This window comes from Serratia quinivorans (assembly GCF_946227985.1).
GTDB classification, from domain to species: domain Bacteria; phylum Pseudomonadota; class Gammaproteobacteria; order Enterobacterales; family Enterobacteriaceae; genus Serratia; species Serratia quinivorans_A.
Genome location: NZ_CAMKGL010000010.1, coordinates 25,399 through 37,656, shown reverse-complemented (window position 1 = coordinate 37,656; position 12,258 = coordinate 25,399). Strand labels below are relative to the sequence as shown.

Below are 12,258 nucleotides of genomic sequence, written 5' to 3'. Positions count from 1 at the left end.
TGAGAGGAATCAAACCATGTCACAAGTTACCGTACTGGCATTGCAGGGGCTGACCTGCATGCATTGTGTTGGCAGCACACGTAAAGCTTTAGAAGCCGTACCTGGCGTTACCGCCGTGGAAGTCGCCCTTGATAGCGCCAAAGTAACCGGCGATGTCGCGCCAAAAACGCTGATTAACGCGGTGGAACAGGCCGGTTATCAAGCCATCCTTGCCTAACCCCTAATAGACTGAACCAATACCACGGGGCGCACATCAATGCGCCCTTTTTTCTTTGGGATAATTCCTTCACTCTTCAGACTTTCTTGTCTGCCTGATAGCGTTTAGCATGGGGGAAATGTTACGCCCCTCACCTTTCAAGCTGAAAGGCGAACAAGTTATTCAGGAGCCACGCTGTATGGGTCAACTGTTACGCCGCATCGCCGCCTTTCTCGGTCTGATCTCCCCCATGACCTACGCCTATCCGGCGCTGGATATTCGACTGCCTGGCGATCGTCAGTTCCATCTGGTCGGCAGCATTCATATGGGTACGGTAGATATGTCGCCGCTGCCGGCCAAACTGGCCGCACGCCTGAAGCAGGCAGATGCCTTGATTGTCGAAGCTGATATTACCGGCTCCGCCTCGCCGTTTGACCATATCGAACAGCAAGCAGAACTTGATCAGCGGCTCTCCGAGCCCGAGTTTCAGCAGTTACTGACGCTGTGTCAGGAACTGGGCACCGATGCGGAAACATTTTCCACCCTGCCCGGCTGGCAGGTGGCGCTAATGATGCAGGCCCGCCAGGCGCAGCGTTTGGGATTGCGTGCCGAATACGGTGTGGATTATCAACTGCTGCAGGCTGCCAGAGCACAGCATAAAAAGGTGATCGAACTGGAAGGGGCGCAGCAGCAAATGGCGATGCTGGAGCAGTTACCTGAAGGGGGCATGGCCCTGCTGCGTGATACGCTGGAACACTGGCATACCAACGCACGACTGCTGCAAACCATGGTGAGCTGGTGGCTGGACGCGAAACCCAGCGGAATGCTGGAAACCCTGCCCGCCACTTTCAGTGCCGATCTTTACGACGTGCTGATGCATCAGCGCAACCGCGATTGGCGACAAAAACTGGAGGCATTACCGGCCGGAAACTACGTGGTAGCGGTGGGTGCGCTGCATCTGTACGGCGAGGATAATCTTCCGGCAATGCTGCAGGGGCAGTAAAAAAGTGGCCAATATCGCTACTGGCCAGTCAAAGAGGAATTTCTTGTATTGTAGTTATACGCATAGCAACCGTGTTAACGGTTACAATACACAGGGTAGCAACCGAGTGAACATCTTGGCAACCCGCTTTACGCTACCGCTGCTCAGGTTGCTGTTACCGTTATATTTTTGTAATTTTGTTGCATCCCGTTGCAACCTTGAGCACCGGGAGAAATAGGAAAACGTATGACGCCTGCAGTGATCCTGCTAGAGAAACAAAAAGTCGCCTTTACCCTTCATCCCTATCATCACGACAGTGCCGAAACCAATTTCGGTGATGAAGCGGTAAAGAAGCTTGGACTGGATGCCGACCGCGTCTATAAAACGCTGCTGGTGGCACTTAACGGCGATGCCAAACATCTGGCGGTGGCCGTCACGCCGGTTGCCAGCCAATTGGATTTGAAAAAGGTCGCCCGCGCACTGGGGGCGAAAAAGGCCGAAATGGCCGATCCGCTGCTGGCACAGCGCGTCACCGGTTATCTGGTGGGCGGCATCAGCCCGCTGGGGCAAAAAAAGCGCCTGCCGACGGTGATTGACAGCCCGGCACAGCAGTTCTCCACTATTTACGTCTCCGGCGGCAAACGCGGGTTGGACATTGAGCTGGCGGCAGAGGATCTTTGCCGGCTGCTGGCCGGCAGCTTCGCCGATATCGCCAAGCGCGACTGAATCGATAGGGGGAGACTTACGCCTCCCCCGCTGACGACTTACTGATACACAATCTCGCCCTTCGGCTCATAGGCCGCCGCATCCAGCGGAGAGTGCTTCTCAATATACTGTTTCAGCACTTCGGCATCGATAAAGCCGGTGTTGACGTAGCTTGGCAAAGTATCCAGCTTCGGATAACCGTCACCGCCCAGCGCATTGAAGTTCAGCGTGGCCATACGGTAAGTTTTATCCGCCTGCAGCGGCTCGCCTTTGATTTTGACATTGCTGACGCCCTGTTTGCCGTCCGCCGTCAGGCTGACGTTGGCAAACTGTGCATAGGCGCCAGAATCCACTTTCATATTAGCCACCACCGCCAGGTATTTCTCCACCTCGCTGCCTTTCATTTCGACGTAGACCAGCGTGTTGCCAAACGGCTGTACCTTCAGCACGTTTTTATAGGTAATGTCACCGGCTTCAATCGAGTCACGTACCCCGCCCCCGCTCATTACAGCAAAGTCGGCCTCGGCACGTTCCATCTGCGCTGCCAACAGCACGCGCGACAGGTTGGTCTGAACAAAGCGCACCTTACTGCGATCGCCTTCCAGCTTGCCATTAACGCTGCCAATTTTAACCTCCAGCTGCGCCTTGCCCTTTTCCTGGAACGGCGTCAGCAGTTTCATCATCGACGCATCTTCCGCGATCTGCTGGGTGTAATACACGCGCTCGCTGGTGCCGTCGGCTTTCTCCACCTTTTTCTTCAGATTGACCGGGATCAGCTGATAATGCACCAGCTTCAGCTCGCCATTACGGAACTGGAAATCGGCACGGCCGACATACTTGCCCCACTCGTGCGCCTGCACGATCCAGGTGCCGTTCTGACGATCCGGCGAGCACGGAGTGCCCGGCACATAATCCACCTGCTTGTGGTTGTCACCGGCCATACAAACCGGATCCTGCGAGTGGCCGCCGACGATCATATCCAGATAACCGGCAGGCAGGCTGCGCGCCATTTCTACGTCACCGGGGGCATTAGAGCCGTGGTTACCGTCATCGTAATGGCCCATGTGGGTCGCGGCGATGATCACGTCCGGTTTCTCGTCTTTACGCAGTTGCTCCACCACCTGTTTGGCTTCCTGCGCTGGCACGTGGAACTCAATGTCGGTGAAATATTCCGGGTTGCCAATCTTGGAGGTGTCATCGGTAGTCAGGCCGATCACCGCAATCTTGATACCCTGCTTATCGAACAAGGCATAGGGTTTGAACAAGCGCTGCTGGGTGCTTTTCTGATAGATGTTGGCCGACAGCAGCGGGAAAGTCGCCCACTTCTCCTGCTGGCGCAACACGCTGAGAGGATTGTCAAATTCATGGTTGCCGATCGCCATCGCGTCATAGCCCACCAGATTCATGCCGCGGAAGTCCGGCTCGGCATCCTGTAGATCGGATTCCGGCACGCCGGTATTAATATCACCGCCCGACAGCAGCAACAGGCTGCCGCCCTTGGCCGCGACCTCCTGACGAATGCTGTCCACCAGCGTTTTTTGTGCGCCCAGACCATATTCACCGTGGTCGTTCTGCCAGAAATGGCCGTGGTGATCGTTGGTATGCAAAATGGTGATGCTGTAGGTCTTATCCTTTTCCCAGGCGCTGGCGGCTCCCGACAGGAAAGTCAGGGACACGGCCAAAGCGCATGCGGTGGTCTTTAACGAAAAGCGCATGGCGGAACTCCATTTGATATTTAACTGCTTTTTTGAGATGGCCGAAATTGTAGCGCGAAACAAAGGTAACTAATTTCAAATTTTTGCGATGTGCGTCAAATTATGTCGGATATGGTAAATATTGAACAACTTGCCTAAGATATCTGCTCTGTCCTCTAAAACTTACCAGGCTAATAATAAAATGACCGACCGTAGCGAAACCGCCCTGCCACCGGCCAAGGGCAGTGCGGTTAAAGGGACTGCTTTCTCGATTCTCGGTGCCATCAGCGTCTCTCACCTGCTCAACGACATGATTCAATCGCTGATCCTGGCGATTTACCCGATCCTGCAGGCTGACTTCAGCCTCAGCTTCGTGCAGATCGGCATGATTACTCTGACCTACCAGCTCACGGCGTCCTTATTGCAGCCGCTGATCGGCTACTACACGGATAAACATCCGCAGCCGTATTCGCTGCCCATCGGCATGGGTTTTACCCTGTGCGGGCTGCTGCTGCTGTCCGTGGCCAATACCTTCCCGCTGGTGCTGTTGGCGGCGGCATTGGTCGGTACCGGCTCTTCGGTATTCCATCCTGAATCCTCCCGTGTAGCACGGATGGCTTCCGGTGGCCGACATGGCCTGGCGCAGTCACTGTTCCAGGTGGGCGGTAACTTTGGCAGCTCCCTCGGGCCCCTGCTGGCGGCGCTGATTATCGCGCCTTACGGCAAGGGTAACGTCGCCTGGTTCTCCCTGGCAGCGCTGCTGGCCATTGTGGTGCTATTGCAGGTCAGTAAATGGTATCAACAGCAGCATCGGGCAACAAAAGGCCAGCCTAAAACGGCCTCTTTGGCGAAACCGCTGCCGAAACGTACGGTTACCTATGCCATTGGCATCCTGCTGGTACTGATTTTCTCCAAATACTTCTATCTGGCCAGCATTAGCAGTTATTACACCTTTTATCTGATGCACAAGTTCGGTGTTTCAGTGCAAAACGCCCAATTTCACCTGTTTGCATTTCTGTTCGCTGTAGCCGCAGGCACCATTATTGGTGGGCCTCTTGGCGACAAGATAGGTCGAAAACGTGTTATTTGGGGCTCAATTCTTGGTGCAGCACCCTTTACGCTTGTTTTACCCTATGCATCTCTGTATTGGACCGGCATTTTAACGGTCTTTATAGGGGTAATCCTCGCATCGGCGTTTTCTGCCATTCTGGTTTACGCACAGGAACTGATCCCAGGTAAAGTGGGCATGGTTTCCGGGTTATTCTTCGGTTTTGCTTTTGGCATGGGGGGATTAGGTGCGGCAGTTCTTGGTTATGTCGCAGATTTGACCAGTATCGAGCTGGTCTACCAAATCTGTGCTTTCCTGCCACTGATCGGCATTATTACTGCATTACTGCCCAATATGGATCATAACTCACAATAACCCTGCTACAGACCCGGTTTGAATTCATCGACAAACCGGGTCATCTCCCACACAAATCCATATTATTTGACTTATTAAGTGTTAAATCTCCTCATTGGCATGCCAAAAGCGGAATCCTCTGCTTTTTCGCAAAATAGCTATATTTAGCTAAGCGCGTCGCGAACAAATGCAATAAACTAAATGTATCTTTTCGTAACTCTGTTGCGTTTCCCCTCTGCTGCAATGCATAGCTAGAAGGAGTCTGGATGCATAATTCAACACCGTTAATCACCACCATTGTCGGAGGCTTAGTCCTCGCCTTCCTCCTCGGAATGCTGGCGAATCGCCTGCGCATCTCCCCGCTGGTCGGGTACCTTGCCGCAGGCGTGCTCGCCGGCCCTTTTACCCCCGGTTTTGTTGCCGACACCTCGCTGGCTCCGGAACTGGCGGAAATCGGCGTGATTTTGTTGATGTTTGGTGTTGGCCTCCACTTCTCTCTTAAAGACCTCCTCGCAGTAAAACATATTGCCATTCCCGGTGCCGTGGCCCAGATTGCCGTTGCCACCTTACTGGGCATGGGGCTGTCGAAACTGCTCGGCTGGGATTTGATTTCCGGTCTGGTGTTCGGGCTTTGCTTATCCACCGCCAGTACCGTGGTGCTGCTGCGTGCGCTGGAAGAACGTCAGCTGATTGATAGTCAGCGTGGGCAAATTGCCATCGGCTGGCTAATCGTAGAAGACCTGGCGATGGTGCTGACGCTGGTATTGCTGCCGGCGTTCGGCAATATGCTGGGCAATAACAACGCCAGCAGCGGCCAGTTACTGATTGAGCTGGCAATGACCATTGGTAAAGTCATTGCCTTTATCGCGCTGATGATTGTGGTTGGCCGTCGCCTGGTGCCGTGGATCCTGGCGAAAACCGCCAGTACCGGTTCACGTGAACTCTTTACTCTGGCCGTGTTGGCATTGGCACTCGGTATTGCCTATGGCGCGGTGAAACTGTTCGATGTTTCCTTTGCCCTGGGGGCATTCTTTGCCGGTATGGTGCTCAATGAGTCTGAGCTAAGCCATCGAGCGGCCCACGACACCTTACCGCTGCGCGATGCCTTCGCCGTACTGTTCTTTGTCTCGGTCGGCATGCTGTTTGATCCGATGATCCTGATCAATGAGCCTCTGGCGGTGCTGGCAACGCTGGCGATTATCGTGTTCGGTAAATCGGCGGCCGCATTCCTGCTGGTGAAAATGTTCGGCCACTCCAAACGCACCGCGCTGACCATCTCCGCCAGCCTGGCGCAGATTGGCGAGTTTGCCTTCATCCTGGCCGGGCTCGGGATCACGCTGGGCATGATGTCGGAGCACGGCCGTAATCTGGTGCTGGCCGGGGCTATTTTGTCGATCATGCTTAACCCGCTGCTGTTCACCCTGCTCGAACGTTATCTGGCCAAGACCGAGACCATAGAAGACCAAATCCTGGAAGAAGCGGTAGAGGACGAGAAGCAGATCCCGGTCGATATGTGCAACCACGCGCTGCTGGTTGGCTATGGCCGCGTCGGTAGCCTGCTGGGGGCCAAACTGGCCGAGGCCGGTATTCCACTGGTGGTGATCGAAAACTCACGGCCACGGGTGGAAGCACTGCGTGAACAGGGCATTAAAACGGTGCTGGGTAACGCCGCCAATCCGGAAGTGATGGATCTGGCACGGCTGGACTGCGCGCGCTGGCTGTTGTTGACCATCCCCAACGGTTACGAGGCCGGTGAGATCGTAGCCTCTGCGCGAACCAAGCGGCCCAACATCGAGATTATCGCCCGGGCGCACTACGATGACGAAGTGTCTTATATCTCCGATCGCGGGGCTAATCAGGTGGTGATGGGAGAACGGGAAATCGCCAACAGCATGCTGAATATCCTTAAGCTGGATACGCTGACTGAAGAAGAGAAAATGGGCGGCTGCCCGATTTGATCGGTCATTCGATTTAACAAAGTCGTCTTTGAATCCGAGATACCCGGGCCTAGCGCACCGAGGGGCCATTATGGGACACGTCCGTGTGTCCCACCCTGCGGGCCGACTGGAAGTCGTTCCCATTTGCTCCAGACAAATGGGTCGGCAGCTAAAGCTGCTACGACCCCTTCAGCACGCTCTCCCTAATAACGGGCTTTGTCAGTAGTCTGAGGTCCGGCGAGCCGGACCTTTTGCTTTTTTACCGTTCCCAGTAAGACTCTTCCAGGCTGTCCTCTCGTTCCGGCAAGCCGCGCGTCAGACGCGGTGAATGCTGGTTCAGCACCTGATAGCTGACGCGGTTGGCGTATTTACACACCTGTGCCAGCGAGGAGTAAGTCAGATAACTGCGAACGTGCTTGCTGGAGTTCGGCACGTTATTGCGGTGAAAACCGTTGGCGGCAATATCATGCAGCAGCGCAGACAGCGCCCCATCACCGGCACCGTTGGTGTTCATGATTTTTTCCGGCCCGCCCATGTAAGGCGCAATATGCGAATAGATGCGGAACGGGCTCTCGCAGCTTTCACGACGCATCGCGCGGCTGAACTCATAGCGGTTGAATTCGGCGATATGCCCCGGCAACAACGGATGCTGAGTTTCTCGCTTGTTGGCCTCTTCGGTGTAGCCCGCCATATACAGGCCACTTGGCCCGGCGGTGCACAGCACCAGATCGACCCATTCCAGCGCCATGTCCGAAGCGGTCAGCGGATCGCTCAGCCCGGTCAGTTCCAACGCTTCATCTTCATTCATCGCCAAAATAGAAACGTGCTGTTTCAGGAAGTCGCGCCACCACTGCGGGTTGTCGGCGATCACATACTTGGTGCCGAGCGTCAGTACCACCGGCACATCGTGCTTTTTGGCAAACTCGATCGCCTGCATGGTCGCCGCCGGCATCGGCTCACCTTCCTTGCAACGCACCAGATAGGACGTCAGCACCAATGCCGAGGCACCGGCGATTACCTCTTCCGTCACGCTTTCCGGCCGCAGTTGGTTCATCTGCCCTGGGCTGATGGCGAAGGTACGTTCGCCACTTTCGCCGATCAGCGTGAAGCAGCGACCAATGGCACCGTCAACCGCCTGCAGGTGGTTAAGATCGGTACGGCTGGAGGTATTGCACAGATAGCGGTAGGCGTAGCTGCCAATCTTAATATTGCTGCACATCACGCCGAGCAGCACCGAACGGTCATCTGCCAGCACTGAATAGTTGTGCAAAGTATTGCCGATGGTACCGCCGGCAAACTGATGGGTGATTAAATTATTGTCGATCAATTCCTGATACAGCGCCTCGGCGACGTCATCCTCGATCACCAAAGAATGCCCCAGACTGAGGCCATAGCGCTGGACGAAGCTGTCGTCCACTTTGGCTTCGATATCTACCAGCGTCTGGTCAATACCGACGACATAAGAGGTGCTGACTTCATTTTCGGGCTGAGCCTGCTGTAACAGCGGATCGCGGGCGTTCACCGGAAAATAGTGTTTGGACTTACGTTTACCAGGAAATTTCATTTAATTGGCGGCAGTGGCAGTTAACAGGCAGAGAATGTTAGCACATTCCTGCCCGATTGATGATGGCTGTCACTATACCCGTCATACTTGAAGCTGTATTTTTGTTGGCTGCGTCTACTCGCCCTGGTCACATAGTTATCTATGCTCCCAGGCTCTTGCAGACTGGCTGCCTCAATGCAACTCCAATTATTTTGGGTATATTTTGCGCTATGAGATTCAGAAGCGTTGCGCCACCAGTTGCTGCATCATATCAATGTGCGCCGGATCGTCGTTGAGCGCTGAAATGTACTCGAACTTCTCACCGCCGGCCTTAAGGAAGATCTCGCGGTTTTGCTCTTTGATTTCCTCCAGCGTTTCCAGGCAGTCCGCCGAGAAACCGGGGCAGATGAGCTGTATATGCTTAACGCCCTGAGCCGGCAGGCCTTTGAGGGTTTCGTCGGTATAAGGCGTCAGCCAGGGCTCACGACCAAAGCGTGACTGATAAGTCATCATCACCCGTTCCGGTGCCAGCGGCAACGTGGCCGTCAGGGCACGCAACGTGTCTTCGCAACGCTGCGGATAATCGTCGCCGAGACGCACATAGCGCTTGGGAATGCCATGGAATGACAGCACCAGTCGGTCCGGCTGGCCATGCTCGGCAAACGAATGCTCAACACTTTGGCGCAGCGCAGCAATGTAGGCCGGGTGCTCGGCATAGTCGCGGATAAAGCTGACTGACGGCAGGCGACGATAACCTTTCAGTATCCGGGCTACCCCGTCCCATACCGCGGCGCTGGTCGAGCAAGAGTATTGCGGGTACAGCGGCAACACCACCAGATTGGTCACCCCTTGCGCCAACAGCTTGTCAATCGCCTCGGCCAGGCTTGGGGAGCCGTAGCTCATACCCAGTTCAACCGGGGTGTTGGGCATACGCGCGGCCAGCGCACGCTGCTGACGGCGGCTATAAACCAGTAACGGAGAACCTTCGTCCATCCATACCGACTGATACAACTTGGCGACCCGCGGTGAACGGATCGGCAAGATGGCGCCGTTGAGGATCGGCCACCAAATCAGCGGGGCCGTATCCACCACGCGGTCGTCACTGAGGAATTCCTTTAGATAGCGTTTTACCGCCGATGGGGTTGGAGCATCCGGCGTGCCCAGGTTCACCAGCAATACCCCGTGTTTCTCTTGCTTCATCACAGTTCCCCTTCGTTCCTTGCAAGCTAACCCCCCGTTCTGGGTCAGGGGGTTAACGTCAATTAATGGCGCCCATTGTAACGGAAAAGCGCCTCATCGGAACCGATATCAGCAACAGGTAAAGGGTATGAACCTCAGGATTGCGCCAGTTTCCAGACCGCCGCCACATTGCGGGCCGTGACCTCAAGATTATCGGCAGCGTCCGTCAGGGCTTCTTCCAGCGTGACGACACGGTCAAGCACCGAAAAAGCAGCGTCAATGCCATGCTGGTGCACCACCTGATAATCTTTCGACAGGCTGCCGGCGATGCCGATCACCGGCAAGCCATGGCGCTTGGCTACCCTTGCCACGCCAATCGGCGTTTTGCCGTGGATCGACTGGCTGTCCAGTCGCCCTTCTCCGGTGATCACCAGATCGGCGTCACGAAGCGCCTCTTCCAGCCGCAAAGTTTCAATCACGATCTCAATTCCCGGCCGCAAGCGAGCGTTGAGCATGCCGAGCAAGGCCGCCCCCATTCCGCCCGCTGCACCGGCGCCCGGTGCGTTGAGCACCTCACGGCCGGTGGCCTGCTGCAGCAAACTGCCGAAATGGCTGAGTGCCGCATCCAACTGCGTCACCATCTCCGGCGTGGCGCCCTTCTGCGGGCCAAACACCGCCGAAGCCCCGTGAGGGCCACATAAAGGGTTGTCCACGTCACAGGCAGCCGTCACGCTCACCTGCTGCAGGCGCGGATCTACCGCTGAAAGGTCAATTTGCGCTAACCGGGCCAGTGCCGCGCCACCCGGCGGCAGCGGTTGCTGTTGGTCATCCAGCAGCCTGGCCCCCAGCGCCTGCATCATACCGGCCCCACCGTCGTTGGTGGCACTCCCGCCGATGCCCAGAATAATCGCCTTCACGCCGCGTTCCAGCGCCGCCAGGATCAGTTCACCGGTACCGTAGCTGGTGGTAATACGCGGATCGCGCTGTCCCTTGGGCGCCAAATGCAAACCGGAAGCGGCCGCCATCTCGATAACGGCAGTTTCCCCCTCCCCCAGCAAGCCGTAAAAGGCAGAGACTGGCTGGCCCAACGGGCCGGTGACCTCAACCCTGACAATTTCTCCGCCGGTGGCCGCCACCATCGAATCCACCGTGCCTTCGCCGCCGTCCGCCATCGGCAATTTCACATACTGCACCTGCGGGTATATCTGGCGGAATCCGCGCTCGATGGCCTCAGCCACCGCCATCGCGCTCAGGCTCTCTTTAAACGAGTCTGGGGCAATTACCACTTTTTTCAGCGTTTTCATCAGTATTCCTTATCCTGCCAGATTAAATACGCCAAACATCAACGCCGAGACGGCGGCAATGGTAAAACCGATCAGGGTTTCATACGGCAGTAACTTCAGCCGTTGATGAACCACCATATTGACGCTGCCGCCGGTGGCGTGGAAAAAACTGCCGTGTGGCAGGTGATCCAGCACCGTGGCACCGGCATGGATCATCGCTGCTCCTGCCAGCCCACTGATGCCCAGTTCCAGCAAAGTGCTACTGAATACGCCGGATGCCACGGCGGTACCGGCGGTGGTGGACGCGGTCGCCATCGACATCAATGCCCCGGAGAGCGGGGCCAGCAGCCAGGCCGGCATACCGGTGTGGGTCAATCCGTTAATCAACGCGTCTTTGAGCGCCGAGTTGGCGATAATGCCCGCCAGCGTCCCCGTGCCGAGCAGCATAATAGCCACCGGTGCCATGCGGCTCAGGCCAGAAACCATAAACTGATTACACTGGCGAATACGTCCCATCAATAACGCCCCCACCAATCCGCCAGCAGGTAGCGCAATCAGCGGATCGACGGCGATACCGGCAATCGGCCGCAGCGACAACAGCACAATGGCAACCAACGGTGCGCTGATCGCCGCCGCAAAGCCTGGACGAGCCCCCTCAGCATGCTGCGTCAGTTCCTCTGCCAGCACCTTGTCACCCTTGTTGCTCAAGCGCCGGGCCAGCAGATAGGCCAGCAGATAGGCCACCACCAGCCCACACAGACCAGGCACGATGCCGGCCATCATCACCGAGGTCAGCGGCACGTGGAAATTATCGGCGGCCGCAATGGTGTTCGGGTTGGGTGACATCACGTTACCGGCCTTGCCGCCACCGATCATTGCCAACAGGATGGCACCGCGCGAGATCCCGGCCTTCTGGGCAATGGAGAGCGCGATCGGCGCTACGGTGATCACCGCCACGTCGATAAATACCCCAACCGCCGTAAGGATCAGTGTAGCTATCGCCAGCGCCAGCAGCGCACGGGTTTCCCCGACCTTGCGGACAATGGTTTCAGCAATGGTGTGCGCCGCGCCGGACTCAATCAGCACCCCGGCCAAGACCCCCGCGGCCAGAATGCGCATCACGGCGTTGGTGATGCCCTGAGCGCCGGTGATCATCAGCGTCACGGTCTGAACCAGATCGGCGCCGCCGCACAGCCCACCGGCCAGCGCGCCTGCAATCATGCCGTAGGCTGGCGGAACCTTGCGTAAAATCAGAACGATAGCGACGACCAATGCCACCAGCGCCCCAAGTGTGGATACCGTTGTCATTATTGTTTTCCCCGTTGTTGGTGTGGGGA

The 12,258-nt window shown here is 56.5% G+C and carries 9 protein-coding genes and 1 pseudogene; 5 read left to right on the top strand and 5 right to left on the bottom strand.

Annotated elements, in window-relative coordinates; genetic code table 11:
* Positions 1–16: 16 nt before the first annotated feature.
* From OCH02_RS20180 to ybaK, 3 genes and pseudogenes are all read left to right on the top strand, one after another.
* Positions 17–211, top strand: a pseudogene (locus tag OCH02_RS20180) (cation transporter); the annotation flags it as partial.
* Between the two features lie 184 nt (positions 212–395).
* A complete protein-coding gene (locus OCH02_RS20175; protein ID WP_218215519.1) occupies positions 396–1,199 on the top strand; it encodes a TraB/GumN family protein in 804 nt (267 codons plus the stop codon).
* A 225-nt stretch (positions 1,200–1,424) separates the two neighbouring features.
* Positions 1,425–1,904 (top strand): Cys-tRNA(Pro)/Cys-tRNA(Cys) deacylase YbaK, encoded by a 480-nt coding sequence (gene ybaK / locus OCH02_RS20170; protein WP_261432694.1) that lies wholly within the window; start codon positions 1,425–1,427, stop codon positions 1,902–1,904.
* Positions 1,905–1,942: 38 nt separating this feature from the next.
* On the opposite strand, the gene ushA is transcribed toward ybaK, so the two are convergent.
* On the bottom strand, positions 1,943–3,598 hold the full coding sequence (gene ushA / locus OCH02_RS20165; RefSeq protein ID WP_261432693.1) for a bifunctional UDP-sugar hydrolase/5'-nucleotidase UshA: 1,656 nt from the start codon (positions 3,596–3,598) through the stop codon (positions 1,943–1,945).
* A gap of 181 nt (positions 3,599–3,779) precedes the next feature.
* Between ushA and OCH02_RS20160 the strand changes: the two genes are divergently transcribed.
* Both OCH02_RS20160 and ybaL read left to right on the top strand, forming a co-directional pair.
* Entirely contained in the window at positions 3,780–5,000 is a 1,221-nt protein-coding gene (locus OCH02_RS20160) for an MFS transporter (RefSeq protein ID WP_261432692.1), read from the top strand.
* 245 nt (positions 5,001–5,245) lie between these two features.
* Entirely contained in the window at positions 5,246–6,937 is a 1,692-nt protein-coding gene (ybaL, locus tag OCH02_RS20155) for a YbaL family putative K(+) efflux transporter (protein WP_261432691.1), read from the top strand.
* A 238-nt stretch (positions 6,938–7,175) separates the two neighbouring features.
* Here ybaL and OCH02_RS20150 read toward each other — a convergent pair whose 3' ends face one another.
* The 4 genes from OCH02_RS20150 to OCH02_RS20135 form a co-directional block, all read right to left on the bottom strand.
* Positions 7,176–8,480, bottom strand: coding sequence for an inosine/guanosine kinase (locus tag OCH02_RS20150; protein ID WP_261432690.1), 1,305 nt, complete (start codon positions 8,478–8,480; stop codon positions 7,176–7,178).
* Between the two features lie 216 nt (positions 8,481–8,696).
* Entirely contained in the window at positions 8,697–9,659 is a 963-nt protein-coding gene (hemH, locus tag OCH02_RS20145) for a ferrochelatase (protein ID WP_261432689.1), read from the bottom strand.
* Positions 9,660–9,793: 134 nt separating this feature from the next.
* Positions 9,794–10,942 carry a glycerate kinase gene (locus OCH02_RS20140; protein WP_261432688.1) on the bottom strand — a complete coding sequence of 383 codons (1,149 nt, stop codon included), beginning with the start codon at positions 10,940–10,942 and terminating at the stop codon, positions 9,794–9,796.
* 9 nt (positions 10,943–10,951) lie between these two features.
* A complete protein-coding gene (locus OCH02_RS20135; protein ID WP_261432687.1) occupies positions 10,952–12,229 on the bottom strand; it encodes a GntP family permease in 1,278 nt (425 codons plus the stop codon).
* Positions 12,230–12,258 lie beyond the last annotated feature (29 nt).